Annotated in this window: 29 protein-coding genes; 10 read left to right on the forward strand and 19 right to left on the reverse strand. The window is 76.5% G+C overall.

The features are described from left to right. Nucleotides 1–8: 8 nt before the first annotated feature. Nucleotides 9–488, forward strand: a complete 480-nt coding sequence (locus BM414_RS01580; protein WP_093577675.1) for a RidA family protein — start codon at nucleotides 9–11, stop codon at nucleotides 486–488. Next, the gene (locus BM414_RS01585; protein ID WP_093577676.1) at nucleotides 485–1,276 is read left to right on the forward strand and encodes an NUDIX hydrolase; all 792 of its coding nucleotides are present in this window, start codon (nucleotides 485–487) and stop codon (nucleotides 1,274–1,276) included. The genes BM414_RS01580 and BM414_RS01585 overlap by 4 nt, the downstream gene beginning before the upstream one ends. Before the next feature lie 260 nt (nucleotides 1,277–1,536). On the opposite strand, the gene BM414_RS01590 is transcribed toward BM414_RS01585, so the two are convergent. After that, nucleotides 1,537–2,211 (reverse strand): Crp/Fnr family transcriptional regulator, encoded by a 675-nt coding sequence (locus BM414_RS01590; protein ID WP_093577677.1) that lies wholly within the window; start codon nucleotides 2,209–2,211, stop codon nucleotides 1,537–1,539. A 163-nt stretch (nucleotides 2,212–2,374) separates the two neighbouring features. Continuing rightward, nucleotides 2,375–2,614, reverse strand: coding sequence for a hypothetical protein (locus BM414_RS01595; protein WP_093577876.1), 240 nt, complete (start codon nucleotides 2,612–2,614; stop codon nucleotides 2,375–2,377). Between the two features lie 90 nt (nucleotides 2,615–2,704). Between BM414_RS01595 and nth the strand changes: the two genes are divergently transcribed. The 5 genes from nth to BM414_RS01620 are packed head-to-tail and all read left to right on the forward strand — an operon-like array spanning nucleotide 2,705 to nucleotide 6,486. Beyond that, nucleotides 2,705–3,487 (forward strand): endonuclease III, encoded by a 783-nt coding sequence (gene nth / locus BM414_RS01600; protein WP_245784385.1) that lies wholly within the window; start codon nucleotides 2,705–2,707, stop codon nucleotides 3,485–3,487. Further along, complete coding sequence (locus tag BM414_RS01605; protein WP_093577679.1) at nucleotides 3,484–4,068, forward strand: TlpA family protein disulfide reductase; 585 nt, start codon at nucleotides 3,484–3,486, stop codon at nucleotides 4,066–4,068. The genes nth and BM414_RS01605 overlap by 4 nt, the downstream gene beginning before the upstream one ends. After that, entirely contained in the window at nucleotides 4,065–4,835 is a 771-nt protein-coding gene (locus tag BM414_RS01610; RefSeq protein WP_245784386.1) for an NUDIX hydrolase, read from the forward strand. Before BM414_RS01605 ends, BM414_RS01610 begins: the two co-directional genes overlap by 4 nt. Nucleotides 4,836–4,845: 10 nt before the next feature. After that, the gene (locus BM414_RS01615) at nucleotides 4,846–5,301 is read left to right on the forward strand and encodes a plastocyanin/azurin family copper-binding protein (RefSeq protein WP_093577878.1); all 456 of its coding nucleotides are present in this window, start codon (nucleotides 4,846–4,848) and stop codon (nucleotides 5,299–5,301) included. A gap of 3 nt (nucleotides 5,302–5,304) precedes the next feature. Next, nucleotides 5,305–6,486 carry a MarP family serine protease gene (locus BM414_RS01620; protein ID WP_093577680.1) on the forward strand — a complete coding sequence of 394 codons (1,182 nt, stop codon included), beginning with the start codon at nucleotides 5,305–5,307 and terminating at the stop codon, nucleotides 6,484–6,486. Between the two features lie 90 nt (nucleotides 6,487–6,576). On the opposite strand, the gene BM414_RS01625 is transcribed toward BM414_RS01620, so the two are convergent. From BM414_RS01625 to acs, 3 genes are all read right to left on the reverse strand, one after another. Then, a complete protein-coding gene (locus BM414_RS01625; protein ID WP_093577681.1) occupies nucleotides 6,577–7,521 on the reverse strand; it encodes an alpha/beta fold hydrolase in 945 nt (314 codons plus the stop codon). After that, on the reverse strand, nucleotides 7,518–8,021 hold the full coding sequence (locus BM414_RS01630; protein WP_093577682.1) for a phage holin family protein: 504 nt from the start codon (nucleotides 8,019–8,021) through the stop codon (nucleotides 7,518–7,520). Before BM414_RS01630 ends, BM414_RS01625 begins: the two co-directional genes overlap by 4 nt. A gap of 141 nt (nucleotides 8,022–8,162) precedes the next feature. Then, the gene (gene acs, locus BM414_RS01635; protein WP_093577683.1) at nucleotides 8,163–10,115 is read right to left on the reverse strand and encodes an acetate--CoA ligase; all 1,953 of its coding nucleotides are present in this window, start codon (nucleotides 10,113–10,115) and stop codon (nucleotides 8,163–8,165) included. Nucleotides 10,116–10,239: 124 nt separating this feature from the next. Between acs and BM414_RS01640 the strand changes: the two genes are divergently transcribed. After that, nucleotides 10,240–10,947, forward strand: a complete 708-nt coding sequence (locus BM414_RS01640) for a (2Fe-2S)-binding protein (RefSeq protein WP_245784388.1) — start codon at nucleotides 10,240–10,242, stop codon at nucleotides 10,945–10,947. Between the two features lie 29 nt (nucleotides 10,948–10,976). Here BM414_RS01640 and BM414_RS01645 read toward each other — a convergent pair whose 3' ends face one another. Next, on the reverse strand, nucleotides 10,977–12,014 hold the full coding sequence (locus BM414_RS01645; RefSeq protein ID WP_093577685.1) for an S-adenosylmethionine:tRNA ribosyltransferase-isomerase: 1,038 nt from the start codon (nucleotides 12,012–12,014) through the stop codon (nucleotides 10,977–10,979). After that, nucleotides 12,011–12,706 (reverse strand): SDR family NAD(P)-dependent oxidoreductase, encoded by a 696-nt coding sequence (locus tag BM414_RS01650; RefSeq protein WP_093577686.1) that lies wholly within the window; start codon nucleotides 12,704–12,706, stop codon nucleotides 12,011–12,013. The genes BM414_RS01645 and BM414_RS01650 overlap by 4 nt, the downstream gene beginning before the upstream one ends. 46 nt (nucleotides 12,707–12,752) lie before the next feature. On the opposite strand from BM414_RS01650, the gene soxR reads away from it, so the two are divergent. Both soxR and ygiD read left to right on the forward strand, forming a co-directional pair. Beyond that, nucleotides 12,753–13,220 carry a redox-sensitive transcriptional activator SoxR gene (gene soxR / locus BM414_RS01655; protein WP_093577687.1) on the forward strand — a complete coding sequence of 156 codons (468 nt, stop codon included), beginning with the start codon at nucleotides 12,753–12,755 and terminating at the stop codon, nucleotides 13,218–13,220. An 84-nt stretch (nucleotides 13,221–13,304) separates the two neighbouring features. After that, nucleotides 13,305–14,156, forward strand: a complete 852-nt coding sequence (gene ygiD / locus BM414_RS01660; RefSeq protein WP_217644467.1) for a 4,5-DOPA-extradiol-dioxygenase — start codon at nucleotides 13,305–13,307, stop codon at nucleotides 14,154–14,156. Between the two features lie 13 nt (nucleotides 14,157–14,169). Here ygiD and BM414_RS01665 read toward each other — a convergent pair whose 3' ends face one another. The 12 genes from BM414_RS01665 to BM414_RS01720 form a co-directional block, all read right to left on the reverse strand. After that, the gene (locus tag BM414_RS01665) at nucleotides 14,170–14,445 is read right to left on the reverse strand and encodes a helix-turn-helix transcriptional regulator (protein ID WP_093577880.1); all 276 of its coding nucleotides are present in this window, start codon (nucleotides 14,443–14,445) and stop codon (nucleotides 14,170–14,172) included. Beyond that, on the reverse strand, nucleotides 14,442–15,299 hold the full coding sequence (locus tag BM414_RS01670) for an ABC transporter permease (RefSeq protein ID WP_093577688.1): 858 nt from the start codon (nucleotides 15,297–15,299) through the stop codon (nucleotides 14,442–14,444). The genes BM414_RS01665 and BM414_RS01670 overlap by 4 nt, the downstream gene beginning before the upstream one ends. After that, nucleotides 15,296–16,231, reverse strand: a complete 936-nt coding sequence (locus BM414_RS01675; protein ID WP_245784389.1) for an ABC transporter ATP-binding protein — start codon at nucleotides 16,229–16,231, stop codon at nucleotides 15,296–15,298. Before BM414_RS01675 ends, BM414_RS01670 begins: the two co-directional genes overlap by 4 nt. Nucleotides 16,232–16,297: 66 nt before the next feature. Next, nucleotides 16,298–17,005, reverse strand: coding sequence for an SGNH/GDSL hydrolase family protein (locus tag BM414_RS01680; protein WP_217644469.1), 708 nt, complete (start codon nucleotides 17,003–17,005; stop codon nucleotides 16,298–16,300). Then, entirely contained in the window at nucleotides 17,002–18,333 is a 1,332-nt protein-coding gene (gene cobA, locus BM414_RS01685) for a uroporphyrinogen-III C-methyltransferase (RefSeq protein WP_245784390.1), read from the reverse strand. Before cobA ends, BM414_RS01680 begins: the two co-directional genes overlap by 4 nt. Next, nucleotides 18,261–19,343, reverse strand: a complete 1,083-nt coding sequence (gene cobC / locus BM414_RS01690) for an Rv2231c family histidinol phosphate aminotransferase CobC (RefSeq protein WP_093577689.1) — start codon at nucleotides 19,341–19,343, stop codon at nucleotides 18,261–18,263. Before cobC ends, cobA begins: the two co-directional genes overlap by 73 nt. Next, nucleotides 19,340–19,687, reverse strand: coding sequence for a cobalamin biosynthesis protein (locus BM414_RS01695; protein WP_245784391.1), 348 nt, complete (start codon nucleotides 19,685–19,687; stop codon nucleotides 19,340–19,342). The genes cobC and BM414_RS01695 overlap by 4 nt, the downstream gene beginning before the upstream one ends. Beyond that, nucleotides 19,678–20,529 carry an energy-coupling factor ABC transporter ATP-binding protein gene (locus tag BM414_RS01700; protein ID WP_093577690.1) on the reverse strand — a complete coding sequence of 284 codons (852 nt, stop codon included), beginning with the start codon at nucleotides 20,527–20,529 and terminating at the stop codon, nucleotides 19,678–19,680. Before BM414_RS01700 ends, BM414_RS01695 begins: the two co-directional genes overlap by 10 nt. Beyond that, entirely contained in the window at nucleotides 20,526–21,260 is a 735-nt protein-coding gene (gene cbiQ, locus BM414_RS01705; protein WP_093577691.1) for a cobalt ECF transporter T component CbiQ, read from the reverse strand. Before cbiQ ends, BM414_RS01700 begins: the two co-directional genes overlap by 4 nt. Next, nucleotides 21,257–21,565 (reverse strand): energy-coupling factor ABC transporter substrate-binding protein, encoded by a 309-nt coding sequence (locus tag BM414_RS01710; RefSeq protein ID WP_093577692.1) that lies wholly within the window; start codon nucleotides 21,563–21,565, stop codon nucleotides 21,257–21,259. Before BM414_RS01710 ends, cbiQ begins: the two co-directional genes overlap by 4 nt. Next, nucleotides 21,562–22,269, reverse strand: a complete 708-nt coding sequence (locus BM414_RS01715; protein WP_093577693.1) for an energy-coupling factor ABC transporter permease — start codon at nucleotides 22,267–22,269, stop codon at nucleotides 21,562–21,564. The genes BM414_RS01710 and BM414_RS01715 overlap by 4 nt, the downstream gene beginning before the upstream one ends. Beyond that, nucleotides 22,256–23,650 carry a cobyrinic acid a,c-diamide synthase CobB gene (locus BM414_RS01720; protein WP_093577694.1) on the reverse strand — a complete coding sequence of 465 codons (1,395 nt, stop codon included), beginning with the start codon at nucleotides 23,648–23,650 and terminating at the stop codon, nucleotides 22,256–22,258. Before BM414_RS01720 ends, BM414_RS01715 begins: the two co-directional genes overlap by 14 nt. Nucleotides 23,651–23,659: the final 9 nt, after the last annotated feature.

Consider the following 23,659-nt stretch of genomic DNA (forward strand, 5'->3'; position numbering starts at 1 on the left):
CGCCGGCGATGACGCAGGGGACGCAGCCGCCGAGCTGGCGCGCCCGTCTGGCCGAGCTGGGCATCCGGCTGCCACCGGTGGCCGCGCCGGTCGCCTCCTACGTGCCGGCGGTGCGCACCGGGCAGCTGGTGTTCACCTCCGGCCAGCTGCCCTTCGTCGACGGCGGGCTGCGGCGCACCGGGAAGGTGGGCGGCTCGGTCGACCCCGAGGACGCCGCCGCCGACGCCAAGCTGTGCGCCCTCAACGCGCTGGCCGCCGTCGACGACCTGGTCGGCCTGGACTCGGTGGCGCGGGTCGTGCGCGTCGTCGGCTACGTGGCCAGCGCCGAGGGCTTCAGCGGCCAGCCGCGGGTGGTCAACGGCGCCAGCGAGCTGCTGGGCAAGGTCTTCGGCGAGGCCGGCCACCACGCCCGCAGCGCGGTCGGCGTCGCCGAGCTCCCGCTGGGCGCGCCGGTCGAGATCGAGCTCACGGTCGAACTGCGCGGATGACCGAGATCCGCCCGGCGGCGACGGTCCTGGTGCTCCGCGACGGCGAGCAGGGCCTGGAGGTCCACCTGCTGCGCCGCACGCGCGGGATGCCGTTCGCCGGCGGGATGACCGCCTACCCGGGCGGCGGCGTGGACCCCCGCGACGGCGACACCGAGGTCGCCTGGGCCGGGCCGGCGCCCGGGGAGTGGGCGCAGGCGCTCGGCTGCGACGAGCGGACGGCGCGCGAGCTGGTGTGCGCCGCCGTCCGCGAGACGTTCGAGGAGGCCGGCGTGCTGCTGGCCGGGTCACCCGACGGCACCGACGTCGTCCCGGACGTCTCCGGGGACGACTGGGAGGTGCAGCGCCAGGCGCTGCTGACCCGCGAGCTGTCGCTGGCCGAGCTGCTGGCCACCCGCGGGCTGGCGCTGCGCGCGGACCTGCTGCGGCCGTTCGCGCACTGGATCACCCCGCCGCAGGAGACCCGGCGCTACGACACCCGGTTCTTCGCCGCGGCACTGCCGGTCGGCCAGGAGGCCCGGGACGTGTCCGGTGAGGCCGACGAGGCCAGCTGGCTGACCCCGGAGGCCGCGCTGACGCAGATGCGGGCGGGCACCCGGCCGATGCTGCCGCCGACCATCCACACCCTCAGCCAGCTGTCGGCGTTCCCCGACGTCGCGGCCGCGCTGGCCGGCTCCCCGCCGGAGCCGCTGCACCCCATCATGCCGGAGCTGAAGACCACGCCCGAGGGACGCTTCGCCGAGCTCCCCGACGGCACCCGCATCGGTCTGGTCGTGCCGCTCCCCTCGTGACCCTCCGGGTCACCCTGCGGTCAGGTGCCGTCCCCCGGCTGCGCTGAGCCCCACCGTCGCGTCCGGCGGGGACCCTCCGGGCCCGCCACCGGCCACGACACCCTGCGGTCAGGTGCCGTCCCCCGGCTGCGCTGAGCCCCACCGTCGCGTCCGGCGGGGACCCTCCGGGCCCGCCACCGGCCACGACACCCTGCGGCCAGGTGCGTCGAACGCGAGAGGCCCGGAACCGAGCCGGTTCCGGGCCTCTGGCGTTCAGGGGTTCAGCGCGCGCGGCGGCGGAGCCGGTCCTCGTCCAGGACGACGACCGACTTGCCCTGCAGCTGGATCCAGCCGCGGTGCACGAAGTCGGCCAGGGCCTTGTTGACGGTCTCCCGGGAGGCGCCGACCAGCTGGGCCAGCTCCTCCTGCGTGAGGTCGTGCTTGACCCGCAGGCCGTCGGACTCCCGGCTGCCGAATCGGTCGGCCATCTGCAGCAGCGCCTTGGCCACGCGGCCGGGGACGTCGGTGAAGATCAGGTCGGCCACCGAGTCGTTGGTGCGCCGCAGCCGCCGGGCCAGCACGTGCAGCAGCCGCTCGCCGACCTCGGGGTGCGCCTCGATCCACGGCCGGAGCACCGACTGCGGCATCTTGGCCAGCTTCACGTCGGTGACCGCGGTGGCCGTGGCCGTGCGCGGGCCGGGGTCGAACACTGAGAGTTCACCGAACTGGTCGGAGGGGCCCATGACGGCGAGCACGTTCTCGCGGCCGTCGGGGGAGCGGCGGGACAACTTGATCTTGCCGCTCAGCACGATGTAGAGGCTGTCGCCCGGCTCGCCCTCGTTGAACACGACCCGGCCCCGGGGCAGGGTCATCGTCTCCAGACGACTGGCGACCGGGTCGACGGCCTCCTCCGAGAGCCCCTGGAAGAGCCCCGACTGGGCCAACACCTCGTCCACCACGTGTCCTCTCCACCCCACCGTTCGCGCTCGACGTGCGGGGCTACCGCGCCCGCGTCCAGGGGGAGTCTAGGCGGCTGTGCCCACGGTCACCCGTTCGGAGACACGCGGGGTGACCCCGCGGGGTGAGGAGGGCCCCCGTCGGGGACGCGTTCCGCCCGGTTCAGACGAGGGGTTCGGAGCTCTGGCGGACCCGGGACCGGCGACGGCGGCGCCAGCGGGTCATCGCCCGGCGGATGCCCGAGGCGGCCAGCGTGTCGACCTCGCCCGGGGTCGCGGACGAGAGGAACTCGGCCACCTCGCGCGGCGACGTCGGCCGACGCAGCGGCTCCTCGACCCGCTCCATCACGAGGAGGAAGGCGATCACCATCGGTGGGAAGAGGATGACGATGAGCGCGACCACGTCCACCTCCTGTCCGGTCGCTGTGAGCAGGGCTGTCGCGATGATGACACGGGCCCGGAGTCGTCGCCGGTGACGCATACCCTCGACCGCGTGTCCTCGCCGGCCTACGCGCGCCCCGCAGCGCGCCGTGCTCCTGCCTCCCGCCCGGCGGCCGTGCCGTTCGACCCGGACGAGACGCCGCTGGCCCGCACCCGCCGCGCCCGCCGGATGGCCCGCGAGCTCGCGGTGATCCACCCCGACGCGCACTGCGAGCTCGACTTCACCAACGCCTTCGAGCTGCTGGTGGCCACCGTCCTGTCCGCGCAGACGACCGACAAGACGGTCAACAGGGTCACCCCGGCGCTGTTCGCGAAGTACCCGGACCCGGTGGCGCTGGCCGGCGCCGACCGCGGTGACCTCGAGGAGATCCTCAAGCCCACCGGCTTCTTCCGTGCCAAGGCCAACTCGGTCCTCGGGCTCGCGCAGGCGCTGGTCGAGCGGTTCGACGGCGAGGTCCCCGGGCGGATGGCGGACCTGGTCACCCTGCCCGGCGTGGGACGCAAGACGGCGAACGTCGTCCTCGGCAACGCCTTCGACGTGCCGGGGCTGACCGTCGACACCCACTTCGGCCGGCTGGTCCGCCGCTTCGGCTGGACCGCCGAGGAGGACCCGGTCAAGGTCGAGGCGGAGATCGCCGAGCTCGTCCCGAAGCGTGACTGGACGATGTTCAGCCACCGCGTGATCTTCCACGGCCGGCGCGTGTGCCACGCCAAGAAGGCCGCCTGTGGCGCGTGCGGGCTGGCGCGCTGGTGCCCCTCCTACGGCATCGGCCCCACCGACCCCGAGGCGGCGCTGAAGCTGGTCAAGACGCCCGCGGCGTCGGACACCGAGTGAGCGCCCGGCGCACGGCCGCGCTGCTGCTCGCCCTGGGCCTGGCGCTGTCCGCCTGTACGGCAGAGGCCGACGAGCCCGACACCCCCCGGCGGGCCACCGTCGCCTCCACGCAGACGGACCTGGCGACCTGCCCGGAGCAGCCCGACGAGCCGGCGGCCGACGGCGACCTGTCGGCCGTCGCGCCGATCGAGTGCTTCACCGGCGGCACGCTGGACCTCGGCCGCGCGCCCGGGACGCCCACCGTGCTGAACCTCTGGGCCAGCTGGTGCGGCCCGTGCCGTGAGGAGCTGCCGCTGGTGCAGCAGCTCGCCGACCTCGCCGGCGACCGCGTCCGGGTGCTGGGGGTCATCAGCCAGGACGGCGTCCCGCAGGCGGCCTCCTTCGCCGAGGACGCCGGCGTCACGCTCCCCGGCGCCTTCGACGGGCGGGGCGACGTCGCCGCGGCGCTGGGTCTGCGCGGTCTGCCGCACACGGTGTTCCTCGCCGCCGACGGATCGGTGGCCTTTGTGCGGACCGGGGCGGTCGAGTCCGTCGACGAGCTGCGCGGTCTGGTCGCCGAGCACCTGGGGGTGCAGCTGTGACCGGCCTGCTGCCCGGCGTCGACACCACCGGCCTGCCCGGTTACCTGCAGCGGCTGGTGGCCGCAGCGGGCGACCTGCCGCTGCGCCACCGCATGCAGGCCGCCACGGACACCGCGCGCCGGTCGGCGGTGCTGATCCTCTTCGGCGAGGGCCCGCGCGGCGCCGACGTCCTGCTGATCGAGAAGTCCGCGCGGCTGCGCACGCACGCCGGGCAGCCGGCCTTCCCCGGCGGCGGCGCCGATCCCGGTGAGGACTACCCGGTGGGCACCGCGCTGCGGGAGGCGCAGGAGGAGGCCGGCGTCGACCCCGACGGCGTCCGGGTGCTGGCCACGCTGCCCGAGCTGTTCCTCGGGCCCTCGGACAACCTCGTCGTCCCGGTGGTGGCCTGGTGGGCCGACCCGCGCGACGTCACCGTCGGTGATCCGCAGGAGGTGGCCCGGGTGGCCCGCGTGCCGCTGGCCGAGCTCGCCGATCCGGCCAACCGGTTCCGCGTGCGGCACCCGGCCGGCTACGTCGGGCCGGCGTTCGGCGTCGCCGGGATGGTCGTGTGGGGCTTCACCGCGGGCCTGCTCGACGCCGTCCTCGAGGCCGCCGGCCTGGCGCGGCCGTGGAACCCCCGCGACGTGCGTCCGCTGGAGTCGGCAGGGGCCCGCCCCGAGAGCGCGCCCGGGTCGCTCGGCGAGGGCGGCGTGGAGGACGCCGCCGCGCCGACGGTGGCCGACGGCGGGCCCGGGGACCCCGCGGCGCGTACGGTTCCGCGCCGATGAGGGAATGGCGATGAGCGGGACGTGGACGCGCCGCCTCCCGGCGGCGCTGGCCGGTGCGGTGCTGGCGGCCGGGGTGCTGGCCGGCTGCGGCTCGGACGGCGGCTCCGGCGACGGCGCGGCGCCCTCCAGCAGCGACGCGTCGCTGGGCACCGTGACGACGGGGGAGGACGGCGTCCAGGAGGTCACCATCCAGACGCCGGACGACTACGTGTTCGTGCCCGAGACCTTCACCGTGGCCCCCGGCCGGGTGCGGCTGACCGTGCAGAGCACCGCCACGCAGGCCACCCACAACTTCCGCTTCACGCCCGGCGCCGGCGTCGAGGAGATCCCCGAGGAGATCCCGCTGCTGGCCGCCGGGGACACCGAGACCATCGAGTTCGAGGTCACCGCGCCCGGCGACCACCCCTTCGAGTGCAGCTTCCACGTCCAGCTCGGCCAGACCGGCGTCATGACGGTGCGCGGCTGATCCATGTCGCTGGTCGACCTCGCCCTCATCGTCCTCGCCCTGGTCTTCGCCTTCTCCGGCTTCCGCCAGGGCCTCGTGGTGTCGGCGACCTCCTTCCTCGGCTTCCTCGGCGGCGCCGTCCTCGGTGCGCAGCTGTCCGGGCCGGTCGCCGACCGGCTCGACGGGTCGCCGGTGACCCGGGTGTTCGCCGCCCTGGTCGTCGTCCTGGCGGGGGCGCTGCTCGGGCAGGTGCTGGCCGGTGCGATCGGGAGGGCGGTGCGCCGCCGGGTCACCTGGGAGCCGGCCGAGGTGCTCGACTCGGTCGCCGGTGCGGTGGTGTCGGCGGTGGCGGTGCTGCTCGTGGCGTGGATGGTGGCCACCCCGCTCGCCAGCGCCCCGTTCCCGGGGCTGGCCGGGCAGGTCCGGAAGTCGGCGCTCGTGCAGGCGGTCGACCGGGCCGTCCCCGACAGCGTGCGCGCGGTCTACGACTCCCTGCGCGAGGCGATCGACCGCCGCGGGCTGCCCGACGTCCTCGACCCGCTCACGCCGACCCAGGCCCGCGAGGTGGAGGCGCCGGACCAGACGCTGGCCACCAGCCCCGTCGTCGGCCAGGTGCAGGGCTCCGTGGTCAAGATCAGCGGCGTCGCTCCGTCGTGCTCCCGGCAGATCGACGGCTCCGGCTTCGTGTACGCGCCCGGCCGCGTGATGACCAACGCGCACGTGCTCGCCGGGGTGGACGACCCCGTGGTCGAGGCCGAGGGCGAGGAGTACGAGGCGACGACGGTCTACGTCGACGAGGAGGTCGACATCGCGGTGCTGGCGGTGCCCGACCTGCCGCAGGTGGCGCTGGCCTTCGCCCCGCAGGTCTCCGACACCGGCGACGGCGCGATCATCATGGGCTACCCGGGCGGCGGGGCGCTGTTCATCGGCCCGGCCCGCGTGCGCGACCAGGGCCCGATCAGCGGCCCGGACTTCCGCAACACCCGCACGGTGCAGCGCGACGTCTACGCGCTCTTCGGCGAGGTGCGCGCGGGCAACTCCGGCGGGCCGCTGTTCGACCCGGACGGGCAGGTCCTCGGGGTGGTCTTCGCCTCGGCGATCGACGACCCGGCCACCGGCTACGCGCTGACCGCCCACCAGGTCGCCCCGGCCGCGCGCGCCGGGTCCACCGCGACCGCCGAGGTAGACACCGGCCCGTGTGAATAGAAGGACGCCTCTGCCCCCCACCGCTCGCAGGCTCGGGGCGGGACCCTGCCCGGGGGCCATCGTCCACCGGACCCCTGCGGGGGCCTCTGCTCAGTGGGCCCAGTCGGCGATGGCCGTGCCGACCTCGGCCGCTGCCTCCTCGGGCGGGAAGTGGCCGATGCCGGGGAGCTCGCGCCACTCGTAGGCGCCGGCCACGTAGCGGCCCGAGCCCCGGGCGGTCCGCGGCAGCACCAGCGGGTCGGCGTCGCCGTGCAGCTGCAGGGTGGGCGCGGTGACCGGGGCGGCCATCCGGCGGGCGTAGCGCAGCCCGTCGGGCCGCACCTGCGAGCGCCCGGCCCAGCGGAAGTACTCCATCGACCCGTAGGCCGCCTGGGGGATCCGCGCGGCCGAGCGGTAGCGCCCCACTGCCTCGGCGAAGTCGGCGGTCTGCGTCCAGTCCGGCCCGGCCCAGTCGCGCAGCCACTCGGCCACCGGGTCGTCGTCGGTGCGGGTCAGCCGCCACTCGGGCAGCCGCGGCAGCTGGAAGCGCAGGACGTGGCGCAGGGCCCGCCGCTGGGCGGCGTCGCGCAGGCCGGAGCGCAGCAGCCGGGGATGGGCCATCGAGACGACGACCAGCCGGCGCACGACCCGCGGGTGCAGCGCGGCCATCGTCCAGGCGACGAGCCCGCCCCAGTCGTGGCCGACGACGACGGCGTCGCGCTCGCCCAGGGCGCGGACGAGCGCGGCGACGTCGCTGGCCGCCGTCGGCAGGTCGTAGCCGCGCGGCGGCTTGTCGCTGGCACCGTAGCCGCGCAGGTCGGCCGCGACCGCCCGGAACCCGGCCGCGGCGAGGACGGGCAACTGCGCCCGCCAGGTCCACCAGAACTGCGGGAAGCCGTGCAGCAGCAGGACCAGTGGACCCTCCCCGGCCTCGGCCAGGTGCAGCCGGACGCCGTTGGCCGAGGCGTCGCGGTGGAGCCAGGGGCCGGGCAGCAGGACGCTGGTGGCGTCGGGCCGCTCGCCGGCGGGGACGCCCCCGGTCGTGCCGGCGCTCAGACCAGGTAGCTGTCGGGGGAGCGCCGCTCGACGCGCCCGTTGCTCACCGTGGGCAGCGCGCGGCGCCGCTGGCCCGGCTCCTCACGGTGCATGACGTCGGGCAGCTCGCGCAGCGACTCCATCGTCCGCTCGGGCTTGTCGATCTTCTTGAGCATCCGCAGGCCGACGAACCCCGCGATCGCGGCGACGAGCAGCAGGCCGACGGTGACGATGAGGTAGGACACCCAGCGGGGCAGGCCCAGCCAGGTGAAGAACTCGGCGAGCGTGACGAACAGGTAGATGCCGGCGAAGGCCAGCAGCACCCCCGCGACGGCGAACAGCGCGACGCTCATGCCCGCCTTCTTGGCCGAGCGGCTGATCTCGGTCTTGGCCAGCTCGATCTCCGCGCGGATCAGCGTGGAGACGTCGGCCATGGCGCTCTGCACCAGTGAGCCCACGGAGGGGTCGGCGCTGGCGGCATGCCGCGCGGCGGGCTGGGTGGACGACGCGCTGTGGGCCACGGGGGCTCCTCCCTGGTCGGACTGTCGGACGGCCGCGGACGGCCTGCCGAGGATCGTCCCCCATGATCGCCGGACGCGCGTCCCGGCTTCCCCCTGCCGAGCGTGGGGAGCCGGGACGCGCGACCGGTCTCAGGCCTCCGTCTAGTCCTCCGAGGACGACGCGGCGGGGAGCTTGTCCTTGATCAGGTTCATCACCGAGGAGTCGGTCAGCGTGGTGACGTCGCCCAGCTCGCGGTTCTCGGCGATGTCGCGCAGCAGCCGCCGCATGATCTTCCCGGAGCGGGTCTTGGGCAGCTCCTGCACGACCATGATCTGCCGCGGCTTGGCGATCGGGCCGATGTCGCGGGCGACGTGGTTGCGCAGCGTCTGCACCAGCTCCTCGCCGGAGTCCTCCGCGTTCCCGCGCAGGATCACGAAGGCGACGATGCCCTGCCCGGTGGTCGGGTCGCTGGCCCCGACGACGGCCGCCTCGGCGACGGTCGGGTGACCGACGAGCGACGACTCGACCTCGGTGGTGGAGATGCGGTGCCCCGAGACGTTCATGACGTCGTCGACGCGGCCCAGCAGCCAGATGTTGCCGTCGGCGTCCTTCTTCGCGCCGTCGCCGGCGAAGTAGACGTTCTTGCCGAACCGCGACCAGTAGGTGTCGACGTAGCGGTCGTCGTCGCCCCAGATCGTGCGCAGCATCGCCGGCCACGGCTCGGTGAGCACCAGCAGCCCGGTCGAGTCGTTGGTCAGCTCGTTGCCCTCGTCGTCGACGACCCTCGCCGAGATGCCGGGGAAGGGGTGCTGGGCCGAGCCGGGGACGAGGCTCGTGACGCCGGGCAGCGGGGTGATCATGTGCGCCCCGGTCTCGGTCTGCCACCAGGTGTCCACGATCGGGCAGCGCTCGCCGCCGATGTTGCGGTGGTACCAGAGCCAGGCCTCGGGGTTGATCGGCTCACCCACCGACCCGAGCAGCCGCAGGCTGGAGAGGTCGAAGCCGGCGGGGATGTCCTCGCCCCACTTCATGAACGTCCGGATCACCGTGGGTGCGGTGTAGAGGATCGAGACGCGGTACTTCTCGATGAGCTCGAACCAGCGGCCGCGGTGCGGCGTCTCCGGCGTGCCCTCGTACATCACCGACGTCGCCCGGTTGGCCAGCGGCCCGTAGACGATGTAGCTGTGGCCGGTGACCCAGCCGACGTCGGCCGCGGTCCAGTAGACGTCGGTGTCGGGCTTGAGGTCGAAGGTCGCCCAGTGCGTGTACGCGACCTGGGTCAGGTAGCCGCCGGAGGTGTGCAGGATGCCCTTGGGCTTCGCCGTCGTGCCCGAGGTGTACATGATGTAGAGCGGGTGCTCGGCGTCGAAGGCCTCGGGCGTGTGCTGCGGCGACTGGCGGTCCACGACGTCGTGCCACCACAGGTCGCGGCCCTCGGTCCACTCGACGTCCTGCTCGGTGCGCCGCACGACGACCACGTTCCGCACGCCGGGGCTGCGGCCGACGGCGTCGTCCACGGCCGGCTTGAGCGCACTGGGCGCCCCGCGGCGGTAGCCGCCGTCGGAGGTGATGACGAGGACGGCGCCGGAGTCGTCGAGCCGGCTGGCGAGGGCGTCGGCGGAGAAGCCGCCGAAGACCACCATGTGGACGGCGCCGATGCGGGCGCAGGCCAGCATCGCGATGACCGTCTCGGGGATCATCGGCATGTAGATCGCCACGCGGTCGCCGGCGTTCACGCCGAGCTCGACGAGCGCGTTGGCGGCCTTGCAGACCTCCTCGGTCAGCTGGGCGTAGGTGATCGTGCGGGTGTCGCCGGGCTCGCCCTCCCAGTGGTAGGCGACCTGGTCGCCGTGGCCGGCCTCGACGTGCCGGTCCAGGCAGTTGTAGGCGACGTTGAGCTTCCCGCCGACGAACCACTTCGCGAAGGGCGGGTTCGTCCAGTCGAGGACCTCGTCCCACTCCCGCGACCAGTCCAGCCGGCGCGCCGCCGTCTCCCAGAAGGCCAGCCGGTCGGCCTCGGCCTGCTCGTACACGTCCGGGCCCACGTTCGCGGACGCGGCCAGCTGCTCCGGCGCCGGGAACCGGCGGCCCTCCGACCCGGTCGACTCGCTCACCTGGTGCTCCCTCCGTCTCGTGACCGCCGCACGGCCGGCAGGCGGCGTGTCCCAGCACACACCGTAGGGCCCGCGCGGGGCGGAGGGGCAGCCGCCCGCGACGGGGGTGCAGCACACTGGCCGGGTGGACGGCGGGCCCCAGGCGGTCGTGGCGGCGCGGGTGCCCGGCGCCGCCGGCCTCGGCCTGCTCGCACCGCCGTCGGCCCGCCCGATCCCGGCCGCCCTGCTGGCCGACCCGGCGTGGACGGCCGGCCGCGTGGCCGCGCTGGGCCGCCGCTACCGCAGCGCCGACCGCCGGGTGCTCGCGACGGTGTGGTGGTACTCGGCCTCGGCGGTGCTGCTGACGCCGGTCGCCGCCGGCCTGGCCACCGGCCGGCCGCTGTCGGCCCGGCTGGCCGACACCACCCTCTACGAGATCGCCGGCGGCACCGTGCTGGCCGGGGTGTCCCGGGCACCGGCGGGCCCGGACCCCGCGGGGGAGCTGCGCGAGGCGCTCGGCTCGGTGGTCGCCGCGGTGGCCGAGGCCGGCGGGGTGCGGCAGCGGCCGCTGTGGGCGGTGGCCGCCGACTCACTGGCCGGCCGGCTGCTCGCCGTCGGCCGGGCGCTGGGCGACGTCGGCACGGTCACGGCGCTGGCCGCGCCGGTGGCCGCGGCCGTGGGCGACCCGATGCCCGCGCCCCGGTACACCGACGTCGGCGGCGTCCGGTTCGTCCGCCGCGTCTCCTGCTGCCTGCTGGTCCGGCTGCCCGGGGAGGCCATGTGCACCGCCTGCCCGGGCCGGCCACCGGGGCACCGGCAGGTCCTCCTGGAGGACGCCGCCGGCCTCTGGTGACGCCCCGAGGCCGTCTGCCACCCGGCGGTCTAGGGCAGGAAGAGCATCGAGTCGCCGAACTCGTGCCACAGGTAGGCGCCGGCCGCGGCCGCGTACGCGCGCTCGACCAGGTCGCGGCCGGCGACCGCCTCGAGCAGCAGCAGGTGGCTGGCCTCGGGCTCGTGCAGGCCGGTGACCAGCCCGGTCACCGCCCGCACCGGCCGGTCCGGGCCGAGCACCAGGTCGGTCCAGCCCTCGCCGGGCCGGGTGACGCCGTCCTCGCCGGTGACCGTCTCCAGCGCCCGGGTGACCGTCGTGCCGATGGCGACCACCCGCTGCCCGGCCGCCCGAGTGGCGGTGACCAGGCGGGCGGTGACCTCCGGGACGCGGTAGCGCTCCGGCGCCGGCGGCTCGTGCAGCTCGGGACTGGACACCCCCGCGTGCAGGACCAGCGGCACCACCGGGACGCCGCGCGCCAGGAGGCGCACCAGCAGCCGGTCGGTGAACGGCCGGCCGGCGCTGGCGTTCTCCGCGCTGCCCGGCTCGGTGGCGTAGACGTTCTGGACGTCGTCGAGCACGAGCGGTCCGCGCAGGTGGCGGTAGCGGACCGGCTCGCCGTGCCGCGCCAGGTACGCGGGGACGGCGACGGCGGGGTCGGCGGCCGCCCGCCACAGCCTCCCCGGCCGGGCCGGGTCCGGGAAGCCGTCGCGCAGGACCAGCCGCACGCCGCCGGGCAGGGTCAGCGTGGCGCCGGGCTCGAGGCCGGTCTCGGGGCCGTCGTCGCCGGGGCGGCGGACCTCGACCACCCAGGTGCCGTCGTCCAGCGTCGTCGAGACGTGCACCGGCGTGCCCGTGCCGTCGGCCCGCCGGGCGGTCAGGCGGGCCGGGAGCGTCGCCGAGGTGTTGACGACGACGAGGTCGCCGGGCTCCAGCAGGCCGGGCAGGTCGGTGAACCGGGCGTGGGTGAGGCTGCCCGGGCGCACGGCCATCAGCCGCACGCCGTCGCGGGTCAGGCCGCGGCGCTCCGGCGGCTCGGTGGCCTCGGCTCCCATCGGGACGGCTCCCGTCGAGACGGCGACGGCGGTCATCGCGCGGCCCCCACGGCCAGGTCCGCGGCCCGCACGCGCGCGCCGGTCAGGTCCCCGTCGAGCAGCCGCAGCAGCGCCCGGGCGACGTCCCCGGGTGCGGACAGGTCGGCCGGGTCGGCATCGGGGTCGGCGGCGGCGTGCATGTCCGTGGCCATGTCGCCGGGGTCGACGGCGACCACGCGCAGTGCCGGGTGCTCGACGGCGAGCACCGCCGTCAGCTGGTCGAGCGCGGCCTTGCTCGCCCCGTAGCCGCCCCAGCCGGGGTAGGGCTCGACCGCGGCGTCGCTGCTGACCGAGACCACGGTCCCGCGGGCGCGCTCGAGGGCGGGGAGGAGCGCCTGCACCAGCGCGAGCGGGGCGACGGCGTTGGTCTGCAGCACGTCCTCCAGCGCCGCCGGCGGGAGGTCGGCCAGACGCGGCAGCGGGGTGGGGCCGAGGGCCGAGGCGTTGTTCACGAGCAGGTCGAGGGAGTCGCCGGCGAGGGCGGCGAGGGCGGCGCGGTGGGCCGGGTCGGCGACGTCGCCCGGGACCGCGCTGACCAGGTCGGGACGGGGGAGCCCGGCGACGGCGGAGTCCAGCCGGCCGGCGTCGCGGGCGTCGACGACGAGCCGCCAGCCGCGCTGCGACAGCTCGGTGGCGAGGGCGAGTCCGAGGCCGCGGGAGGCCCCGGTGATCACTGCGGTGGAGGTCATGGGGTTACCGTGGGACCTCTAGTCGACTTGAGGTCAAGGGGGCGCGGTGGATCTGCTGCCGATCGGGGAGGTGGCCGCGCGGTCGGGACTGGCGCCGTCTGCCCTGCGGCACTACGAGGCCGAGGGGCTCATCGCCGCCAGTCGCACGTCCGGCGGTGCGCGGCGCTTCCCGCGCTCGGTGCTGCGCCGGCTGGCCTTCGTGCGGGCGGCGCAGAACGTCGGCCTGTCGCTGCCGGAGATCCGGGAGGCGCTGGCCACGCTGCCCGACGGGCGCACTCCGTCGGCCCGCGACTGGGCCCGGCTGTCGGCCGGGTGGCGGGACCGGCTCGACGCGCAGATCGCCGCGCTGGAGCAGCTGCGCGACGGGCTGTCCTCGTGCATCGGCTGCGGCTGCCTGTCGCTGACGGCCTGCAGGCTGTCCAACCCGGGCGACGCCGCGGCCGCCGAGGGACCCGGCGCCCGCCGGCTGTCCCCGCAGCTGCGGCGCCTCCCGCCGGCCGGCCGCGCGGGCTGAGTGCGCCTCGCCCAGCCCCCGCGCGCGGGGCATGATCCGGACGGGACCGATCAGCTCGCTGCCGCCGTGAGGGAGGAGAGCCGGATGACCCTCATGCCCGCTGCCTTCATCGGGCACGGCAACCCGATGAACGCCCTCGAGCGCAACCGCTACACCGAGGCCTGGCGCGCCTTCGGCCGTGCGGTGCCCCGGCCGCGGGCGATCCTCGTCGTCTCGGCGCACTGGTACGTGCACGCCACCGCGGTGACGGCGATGCCGCGCCCGCGCACGATCCACGACTTCTTCGGCTTCCCGGGGGAGCTCTTCGACGTCTCCTACGACGCCCCGGGCCTGCCCGACCTGCACGAGCAGGTGGCCGACGTCGTCTCCCCGACCTGGGTGGGTGCCGACCTCGACAGCTGGGGGATCGACCACGGCGCGTGGTCGGTGCTCCTGCACGCCTTCCCCGAGGCCGACATCCCGGTCGTGCAGATGTCGATCAACGCGCTCAAGGGGTTCGACTACCACCTGCAGATGGGTGCCGCGCTCGCCCCGCTGCGGGAGGACGGCGTCCTGGTGATCGGCAGCGGCAACGTGGTGCACAACCTCGGCGGGGTCAGCCGCGCCCTGCCCGACGCCGGCTTCGACTGGGCCCAGCGCTTCGACTCCGCCGCGCGGGAGCTCATGCTCACCGACCCGGGTGCGGTCGGGCGCCTCGACGGCCACCGGGACTTCGACCTCGCCGTCCCCACGCCCGACCACTTCCTGCCGCTGCTCTACGTCGCCGGCATGGCCGGTGCCACCGGTACGACGGCGGACGTGCTCGTCGACGGCTACGCCTACGGGTCGCTGTCGATGACGTCCTACACGGTGGGCATGCCGACGCCGGACGCCGTGGGCGGTGGCTTCGCCGCACCGCTGCCCGACGGACCCCCACCGGACGGCGCCAACATCTGAGGGAGGGACCGGCTCAGCCGGCCGCGGCGGGCGGGTCGGCCTGCGCCGGGCGGGCGGCGTCGCTGATCCGTGGGAAGGGCCGGGTGGAGAAGACGACCTCCACCGGCAGGCCGAAGAACTCGGCGATGCGCAGCGCCAGGTGCAGGCTGGGGTTGTACTCGCCGCGCTCCAGGTAGCCGACCGTCTGGTAGTGGACGCCGAGCGCGTCCGCGAGCTCCCGCCGGGTCACGCCCTGCTCGGCCCGCAGGAGCGCGATCCGGTTGTAGACGGCGTCCCGGTCGGAGGTCACCGGACCCACTGCAGCGCGGCCTCCCGGGCGGCCTCGACCTGCGAGCCGGACTGCCGCCTGGACATGCGCCGCAGCACGCGGGGGGCGACGAGCAGGCCGGCGACGGTCCAGGCGGCCAGGACGGCGACCGTCGTCCCGGTGCGCCAGGAGCCGCCCAGCTCGGCGACCGCCGCACCGTCCGGGAGGAAGGCCGAGCGCATGCCCAGCCCGATCCAGTAGGTCGGGAACACCTGCGCGACCACCTGCAGCCAGCCCCACAGGGCCTGGACCGGCGCGAAGATCCCCGAGATGCCCGTGAGCACCAGGATCGGCAGCATCCCCCAGGTGCCGACCTTCTGGGTGCTCGGCACCACGGCCCCCAGCACCATGCCCCAGGGCAGGGTCGCGGCCAGCCCGAGGACGACGACCCACGCCAGCGTCGCCCAGCCCGCCGCGCCGCCGGACATCAGCCCGTCGAACAGCAGGAGGCCCGGCAGGAGGATGGTCACCAGCGAGGGCACCAGGCCCAGCGAGTGGTAGACCAGCTGGCCGGTCACGTACCCCTGCATCCCGTGCGGCAGGGCCTTGTGCCGCAGCAGCGTGCCGTCCTCCCGCTCCATGGCCAGGGCGTAGGCCGGGCCGATCACCACGCCGAAGGCGAGCAGGGCGCCGAGGATGCTCGGCAGTGCGACGGTCGGGAACAGCAGCGAGGTGCCCTCGACCCGGTCGTCGCGGTTGACCCAGAGGAAGACCAGCGTCCCGAGGGCGGTGACCACGTAGAAGGCCTGGTCCTGCGGGCTGCGCAGGCTCTGGACGAACTCCGTCCAGCCCCGCCGTACGCCGAGCCGGACCGCGTGCGCCGTCGCGGCGGTCACCGGACCGACCCCGCGAGCGGGCGCGGCGCCTCGGCGCCGGCACCCTGCCGGCCGACCATGGCGATGTAGGTGTCCTCGAGGCTGGCGCGGTGCACCTCGAGGTCGGCGACGGCGTCCCCGTGCTGCTCGAAGAGCCGGCGGACGAAGGGCGTGGGATCCGCCGTCGCGTGCACGAAGCGCTCCCCGCCGATGCTCCACCGGACCTCGCTGGACCCGGCCACCCGGCGGGTGAGCTCGTCCGCGCTGCCGTCGGCGACGATGCGGCCCCCGGCCAGGATGAGGATCCGGTCGGCCAGCCGCTCGGCCTCGGCGAGGTCGTGCGTGGTCAGCAGGATGCTCGTGCCCTCGAGGTCGGAGAGCCGGTGCACCAGGTCGTGGAAGTCGCGCCGGGCCTGCGGGTCGAACCCGGCGGTCGGCTCGTCGAGGAAGAGCAGGTCGGGCCGGCCGATGATCCCGACGGCGACGTCGAGCCGGCGCCGCATGCCGCCGGACAGCGTGACGATCCTCCGGTCCGCGGCGTCGGTGAGCCCGACGGTCTCCAGCAGGTCCTCGACCGGGTACGGCCGCGGCCGCTGCGGGGTCGAGTAGGGCTCGTAGTAGCCGCCCAGCTGGGTCAGCAGCCGGCGGGGCGTCCAGCGCGCGTGGTCCCGCCAGGACTGCAGGACGACGCCCACGCGGGCGCGCCAGTCGTCGCCGCCCTCGGCCGGGTCGACGCCCAGCACGCGGACGTCCCCGCCCGAGCGGAGCCGGAACCCCTCGAGGACCTCGATGGTCGTGGTCTTGCCGGCGCCGTTGGGCCCGAGCAGGCAGACCACCTCGCCGGGCGCGACGGTGAGGTCCACACCGGCGAGGACCTCGGTGCTGCCGTAGGTCATCCGCAGGCCGCGGACCTCGATGACCGGGTCGTCGGGGAGGGGAGCGGAACGGGGCATCGAGGCCTCCGCGGTCGGGAGTGATGCCGGGATAGTAGGACTGCTACATCGGCAGTGGCAATGCTGTCACGGGCGGAGAGCCACCCGCGCCAGCTCGCCGGCCCAGATCCGGCAGGCGGCGGCACCGGGGTGGAAGCCGTCCTCGGCGAACAGCCCCGGCCCGTCCAGCGGCGGCGCCGGGGCGTGCCGGACGCCCGGGCGGACCAGGGCCTCCAGCTCGCGGTCGAGCGCCCGGGCGTGCCGGCCGAGCACCCCGCGCAGCGGCTGCGGCAGGGTCGGGAAGCGGGCCATGTCCGGCAGCCCGGCGAGCACCGCGATGCCGCCCGGGGCGGTGAGCGGGGCCAGCGCGCCGAGCAGCGCGGCGACGTCGCGGCGCCAGGCGGCGCGGCGGCGCAGCCGCAGCGTGTCGTTGACGCCGAGGACCACGAGGACCACGTCGGCAGGCGGGCCGGCCAGCCCGGGGACCAGGCGCCCGAGGGCCTGCGCGGCCGTCGTCCCGGTGCGGGCCGACAGCCGCCAGCGCACCTCCCGGCCGCTCTCGCCGGCCAGCGCCTCGGCGAACCGGGCGGCGAGCGCGTCCTCCTGCGTGGCCACCCCGACGCCGGCGGCCGGCGACTCCCCGAGCACCGCGACGGTCAGGGCCGGCACCTCCCCGGGGACGACGCCGCTGCGCGGGCCCGCGGCCTCGGGCAGCACCGGCGTGCGGCGACGCACCCCGGCCCCCTGCACGAGGAGGACCGGCGCGAGCAGGGCGGCGGGCAGCCGGGTCGTCACGACCGGGGAGTCTGCCCCTCCGCGGCCAGGCCGACGACCTCCCCGACGACCCACACCGCGGGCGGGCGGATGCCCTCGTCGCTCAGCGTGCGCGCCAGCCCGGCCAGCGTGGTGCGGACCGCGCGCTGCGTGGCGGTCGACCCGTCGGCGACGACGGCGACCGGCGTCTCCGGCGCGCGCCCGTGCTCGACCAGCGCCGCGGCGATCGCCCCGGCGGTGTCCACGCCCATGAGGACCACGACCGTGCCGCGCAGCCGCCCGAGCGCCGCCCAGTCGACCAGCGACTGCGGGTGCCCCGGCGGCACGTGCCCGGAGACGACGACGAACTCGTGCGTGAGCCCGCGGTGGGTGACCGGGATGCCGGCCAGCGCGGGGACGGCGATCGCGCTGGTCACGCCGGGCACCACCTCGACCGGCACGCCCGCCGCGACGCACGCCTCGAGCTCCTCCATGCCGCGGCCGAAGACGAACGGGTCGCCGCCCTTGAGCCGCACCACCCGCTTCCCGGCCAGCGCGTGCTGCACCAGCAGCGCGTTGATCTGCTCCTGTGCCATCGACCGGCCGCGCGGCAGCTTCGAGGCGTCGATGACCTCGACCTCCGGCGGCAGCGAGGCCAGCAGCGACTGCGGTGCGAGGTGGTCGGCCAGCACGACGTCGGCCTGGGCGACCGCCTGCTGCCCGCGCACGGTGATCAGCCCGGGGTCGCCCGGCCCGCCGCCGACGAGGACCACGCTGCCGGCCCGCCCGCCCGAGGGCTCCCGGGAGGCGCGGTCGCGGATGCTCCCGTCGGACAGCCCGGCGACGACGGCGTCACGCACGCCCACCGCCCGCTGCGGGTCGCCGCCGCCGTGCACGCCGACCACCAGGTCGCCCTGCCGGCCGACGGCGGGCGTCCAGACGCTGGAGGCCGACCGGTCGTCGGCGCGGGCGCAGAAGACCCGCAGCCGCTCGGCCTCCTCGGCCACGGCCGCGTTGACGGCGGGGTCGTCGGTGGCGGCGACGGCGTACCAGGCGCCGTCGAGGTCGCCGGACCGGTAGCCGCGGCGCACCCAGGTCAGCGAGCCGGGGGCCACCAGCGCCTCCAGCGCGGGCGTGACCTCCGGGCTGACCACGGTGACCCGCGCGCGGGACTCGAGCAGCCCGGCCACCCGGCGGTGGGCGACCTGGCCGCCGCCCACCACGACGACGCGGCGGCCGAGCAGGCGCAGGCCGACGGGGTAGACGACGCCGGACGACGGGTCGACGGGGGTCGCGTTCAGCGGTGCTCCTCTGGGACGGCGGCCGGCAGCGACGTCGTCGTCGGGATCGGACCAGGGATCTCGGGACACAGGATCGCAGCGAGGTCCGCGGCGAACGCACGGGAGGTCGCCGGGTCGCGGACGGCCACCCGGAGGTGGTCGGGGGACAGGCCCGGGAAGGTGTCCCCGCGGCGCACCGCCCACCCCCGGTCGCGCAGCGCCGCGCGCACCCGCGCGCCACCGGCCACCCGCAGCAGCACGAAGGAGGAGGCCGGCTCCCCGACGACGGCCACCCCGGGCGGCAGCGCGGCCAGCAGGGCGGCCCGGTGCCCGGCGAGCTCGCGTGCGGCCGCGTCGGCCTCGGCGCGGGCGGCCTCGGTCGTGCAGGCCACCGCCGCCGCCAGGGCCGGAGTGGACAGCGGCCAGTGCGGCTGCGCGGCCGCCATCGCCGCCACCAGGTCCGCCGGGGCGAGCGCGTAGCCCACGCGCAGGCCGGCCAGCCCCCAGGTCTTGGTCAGGCTGCGCACGACCAGCAGCCCCGGCAGGTCGGTGCGGCCGGCCAGCGACGCCGGCTCCCCGGGCACGGTGTCGGCGAAGGCCTCGTCGACCAGCAGGACGCGGCCGGTGCGGGCCAGCGCGGCGACGTCCCGGTGCGGGTGCAGCACCGACGTGGGGTTGGTCGGGTTGCCCAGCACCACCAGGTCGGCGTCGGCGGGGACGGCGGTCGGGTCCAGCCGGTACGCGGGCGGGTCGAGCAGCAGCCGCTCCACGGGGTGGCCGGCCGCGCGCAGCGCCGCCTCCGGCTCGGTGAACGACGGGTGCACGACCACCGCCCGGCGGGGCGCGAGCGCGCGGGCCGCCAGCACGAACGCCTCGGCCGCCCCGGCGGTGAGCAGCACCTCGGCGGGGTCACGGCCGTGGGCGGCGGCCACCGCGGCGCGGGCCGGGCGCGCGTCGGGGTAGGCGGCGACGCCGTCGAGGGCCGCCCGCAGCACCTCGCGCAGCCAGGGCGGCGGCGTGCCCGTGCGGACGTTGACGGCGAGGTCGACCAGGCCGGGCGCGAGCTCGTCGTCGCCGTGGTGGAGGAGGGGGTCGGTCACGCGGCCACCGCCACGGTCACCCGTCTGTGCACCGCCTTGGGCACCACCAGCCGCGCGCCGCCGAGCAGCGCGGCGGCCTCGGCCACCGACGGCGTGCCCACCGCCGCGGCCACCCGTGCCGACGGCGAGGGCACCGCGACCGCGGCCAGCACCGCGGCGGGGTGGCCGGTCAGCGGCCAGCCGCGCGCCGCCGCGGCCCCCGTGAGCCCCGGCTCGGCCGCCCGGACGTCGAGGGTGGCCAGCGCGGTCACCCGGGCGCCGCTGGGCAGGACGGCGTCGACGGCGGCCAGCACCTCCTCGGCCGAGACCCCGGGCACCGCGCCGACGCCGACGGTCACCTCCACGGCGTGACGCCGGGCCGGTCGGGGAGGGCGGCCAGCAGCGCGGCGGCATCGCGGGGGAGCGGGCCGTCGGGCAGCAGGCCGAGGTCGCGCAGCCGGACGCCCACGGTCAGCGCCCAGGGCCGGTCGAGGCGGGCGCGGGCGAGCAGGCCGTCGTCGGCGAGGAGGTCCTCGGGACGGCCCTGCACGACCCGCCGGTCCACGACGACGGCCACCTCGTCGGCCCAGCGCAGCGCGAGGTCGACGTCGTGGGTGCTCATGACCACCGTGGAGCCCGAGGCCTGCAGCCGGTCGAGCGCGGCCAGCGCCTCGGCGACGGCGGAGGGGTCGAGGCCGGCGGTGGGCTCGTCGAGCAGCAGCACGCACGGACGCATCGCGACCGCGCCGGCGATGGCGACCCGCTTGCGCTCGCCGTAGGAGAGCTGGTGGGTCGGCCGCGCGGCCAGGCCGTCGACGGCGAGCAGCCGCAGCGCCTCGGCCACCCGCTCGCGCACCGCGTCCTCCGGCAGGCCCAGGTTGAGCGGGCCGAAGGAGACGTCCTGCGTGACCGAGGCGCTGAACAGCTGGTCGTCGGGGTCCTGCAGGACGAGCTGCACCTCCTGCCGGTGCGCGCGCAGCCCGCCGCGGGTGTGCCGCAGCAGGGCGCCGTCGACGGCGACCGCGCCGGAATCGGGGCGCAGCGCGCCGGACAGGCAGCGCAGCAGCGTCGTCTTGCCCGAGCCGTTGGCGCCGAGGACGGCCAGCCGCCGGCCGGCGGGGATGGTCAGCGAGGCGCCGTCGAGCACCCGGCGGCCGCGCTGGTAACCGACGACCAGCCCCTCGGCGGTGATCGTGCGGTGGCTCATGCCAGCACACCGAGGACGACCAGCGCGGCCAGGCCGGTCGCGGTCGCGGCCAGGAACGCGGGGGAGGACGGGCGTGCTTCGGGCAGCACGCGCAGCCCGGTCTCCATCCCGCGGCCGGCCAGGCCCTCCTGCATCCGCCGGGCGCGGTCCCAGGAGCGGGTGAGCACCGCGGCGGCCAGCACCCCCGAGGACCGGTAGGAGCGGCGCAGCGACGAGTGGCCCATGCGCGCGGTCTGCGCCTCGCGGATGGTGTGCAGGCTCTCCAGCAGCACGAACAGCAGCCGGTAGGTCACGCTCGCCACCTCGACGACGGCGCCCGGCACGCGCAGCCGCCGCATCGCCGGCAGCAGGTCGCTCATCGGCGTGGTGGTGGCGAGCAGCAGCACCGCCGCGCCCCCGGCCACCGAGTGCCCGACCAGCTCGCCGGCCCGGACCGCGGCGTCGGGCGCCCACCCGAGGCCGCCGCCGTCGACCGAGACGACGGCGGTGACCGCGCCGACGGCGACGAAGGCCAGCGGCCAGCGCACCGCGCGGCCGAACGTGCGGGCCGGCACCCGGGCCGGGCCCAGTGCCAGGAGGACGGCCGCCAGCGCGACGAGCACGCCGCCGGGCCAGACGGGCAGGACGAGCGCGCAGACGACCAGGCCCGCGCAGAGGACGAGCTTGTCCACCGGCGAGCGGGTGCGCCAGGCGCTGGCCCACGCGGCGTCGTCCACCGCCAGTCCGGTCACGGCGCCTCGGCGGGCGGGGCGGTCTCCCGGGCGCCGCGGCGACCGCGCAGCCGGCCCAGCACGTAGCCGAGCACGCCGCCGCCGAGGGCCGCCTGCAGCGCGAACAGCCCGGACTCGACCTCGCCCGACGACGGCGAGAACACCGACTCGAACCAGGGCGTGTACCCGGACTCCTCGATCGTCTCGGTGGCCAGGCTGTCGGTGCCGGCGTACTCGGACGCGCCGCCGTCGAGCACCAGCGGCAGGGCGAACAGCGCGACGACCGCGAGCACGAGCAGCGCGGTGACGAGGTGGCGGCGCGTCACCGGACCTCCTCCGCCGTCTCCTCCGCCGTCTCCTCCGCAGTGGCGGGGCGCAGCACGCCGAGGCGCTCGAGCTCCGGCCGGGCGTTGACCGTCAGCACCCGGAACAGCAGGACGCCGAGCAGGCCCTCCGCGACCGCCAGCGGGACCTGGGTGAGGGCGAAGACGCCGAGGAACTTCGCCGCCGCACCGGCGAGGCCGCTGGCCGCGTCGGGGAAGGCCAGCGCCAGCTGCAGCGACGTCGTGACGTAGGTGGCGAGGTCGGCCAGCGCGAGGGCCACGAAGACGCCGGGCAGCAGCCCGGCGCCCAGGCCCCTGGCCAGCCGGTACGCGCCGTAGCCGGCCCACGGCCCGACGACGGCGAAGGCGAAGGCGTTGGCGCCCAGCGTGGTCAGCCCGCCGTGGGCCAGCAGCAGCGCCTGGAACAGCAGGACCACCGTGCCCAGCAGCGCCATCACCGGTGGCCGGAACAGCACCGCGCCGGCGCCGGTGCCGGTCGGGTGGCTGGAGCTGCCGGTGACCGAGGGGAGCTTGATCGCGCTCAGCACGAAGGTGAACGCCCCGGCGGCACCGAGCAGCAGCGTGGACTCCGGGTGCTCGCGCACCTCCTTCACGACCGCCCGGGCGCCGTGCACGACGAACGGCGCGGCCGCGACGGTCCAGCCGATCGCGTGCGGTGCCGGGAGGAAGCCCTCAGCGATGTGCATGCGACTCCGATCGGTCGGCGCGCACGGGCGCGGCGCAGGCGGCGACGAGGCGTTCGGCGAGCGCGGGGCTGCCGGCCCAGTGCAGGTGCAGGTAGGAGGCGTGCACGGAGCCCGCGACGAAGCCCTCCGGGGCGCCCGCCGACCACTGCCAGGCCGGGGTGGGGCCGGCGGCGGGGAGGGCGTGCGTGCGGTGGAACTCGTGGCCGCGCACGCGGGTGCCCGCGGGGGCCAGCACGCTGTCGGCCGGCGCCACCGCGGCGCGGTAGCCGAGGGTCAGCCGCGGCGTCATCGCCGTCGCGACGTCGAGGACGCCGCACATCGGCGAGCCGTCGAGCTCGCGGGAGAGGTAGAGCAGACCGGCACACTCGGCGGCGACCGGTCCGCCGCGCGCGGCCAGCGCCGCGACGTCGGCCCGCAGCGTCGTGTTGGCCGAGAGCTGGTCGGCGTAGACCTCGGGGAAGCCGCCGCCGACGACCAGCCCCGCGGTGCCCTCGGGCAGCGCCTCGTCGCGCAGCGGGTCGACGGTCACCACCTCGGCGCCGGCGGCCGCGAGCAGCTCGGCGTTCTCCGCGTAGCCGAAGGTGAACGCCGGCCCGCCGGCGACGGCGATGCGCGGCCGCCCGGGGACCGGGGTCACCTCGGCGGCCGGGTCCCACGGCGCGACGTGCAGGTCGGGGGCGGTGCGGGCCAGCCGCAGCACGGCGTCGAGGTCGACGCCGCCGGCGACCACCTCGCCCAGGCGGCGCACGGTGGCCAGCGCCTCGGCCGAGCGCTCGGCGGCGGGCACCAACCCGAGGTGCCGCGAGGGCGTGCCCAGCTCGGCCAGCCGCCGGACCGCCCCGAGCACCGGCACCCCGGCCGCGCCCAGCGCCTCGCGCAGGATCGCCTCGTGCCGGTCGCTGCCGACCCGGTTGAGCACCACGCCGCCGAGGCGCACCGACGGGTCGAAGGTGGCGAACCCGTGCACCAGCGCCGCGACGCTGCGCGCCTGCGACGACGCGTCGACGACCAGCACCACCGGTGCGCGCAGCAGCCGCGCCACGTGCGCCGTCGAGGAGAAGCCGGGCTCGACCTCGGGGTGCGTGGCGCCGTCGAACAGGCCCATGACCCCCTCGACCACGGCGACGTCGGCACCGCGCGCGCCGTGCAGGAACAGCGGCGCGATGCGCTCCTCGCCGCACAGCCAGGGGTCGAGGTTGCGGCCCGGCCGGCCGGCGGCCAGGCCCGCGTAGCCGGGGTCGATGTAGTCGGGGCCGACCTTGTGCGGGGAGACCGCCAGGCCCCGGGCGGTGAGCGCCGCGACCAGCCCGGTCGTGACCGACGTCTTGCCCGCGTTGCTCGACGGGGCGGCCACGACCACGCGCGGGACTGCGCTGTTCACCCGCCCACC

The sequence above is a fragment of the Geodermatophilus amargosae genome (genome assembly GCF_900116515.1).
GTDB classification, from domain to species: domain Bacteria; phylum Actinomycetota; class Actinomycetes; order Mycobacteriales; family Geodermatophilaceae; genus Geodermatophilus; species Geodermatophilus amargosae.

Bases quoted from the DNA above. Each gene is read 5' to 3' on its own strand.
- BM414_RS01585 (WP_093577676.1), top strand. From the start codon at position 485: ATGACCGAGATCCGCCCGGCGGCGACGGTCCTGGTGCTCCGCGACGGC.
- BM414_RS01580 (WP_093577675.1), top strand. From the start codon at position 9: ATGACGCAGGGGACGCAGCCGCCGAGCTGGCGCGCCCGTCTGGCCGAG.
- BM414_RS01675 (WP_245784389.1), bottom strand. From the start codon at position 16,231: ATGCCCCGTTCCGCTCCCCTCCCCGACGACCCGGTCATCGAGGTCCGC.
- BM414_RS01700 (WP_093577690.1), bottom strand. From the start codon at position 20,529: ATGAGCCACCGCACGATCACCGCCGAGGGGCTGGTCGTCGGTTACCAG.
- ygiD (WP_217644467.1), top strand. From the start codon at position 13,305: ATGACCCTCATGCCCGCTGCCTTCATCGGGCACGGCAACCCGATGAAC.
- BM414_RS01615 (WP_093577878.1), top strand. From the start codon at position 4,846: ATGAGCGGGACGTGGACGCGCCGCCTCCCGGCGGCGCTGGCCGGTGCG.
- BM414_RS01620 (WP_093577680.1), top strand. From the start codon at position 5,305: ATGTCGCTGGTCGACCTCGCCCTCATCGTCCTCGCCCTGGTCTTCGCC.
- BM414_RS01645 (WP_093577685.1), bottom strand. From the start codon at position 12,014: ATGACCGCCGTCGCCGTCTCGACGGGAGCCGTCCCGATGGGAGCCGAG.
- BM414_RS01650 (WP_093577686.1), bottom strand. From the start codon at position 12,706: ATGACCTCCACCGCAGTGATCACCGGGGCCTCCCGCGGCCTCGGACTC.
- BM414_RS01715 (WP_093577693.1), bottom strand. From the start codon at position 22,269: ATGCACATCGCTGAGGGCTTCCTCCCGGCACCGCACGCGATCGGCTGG.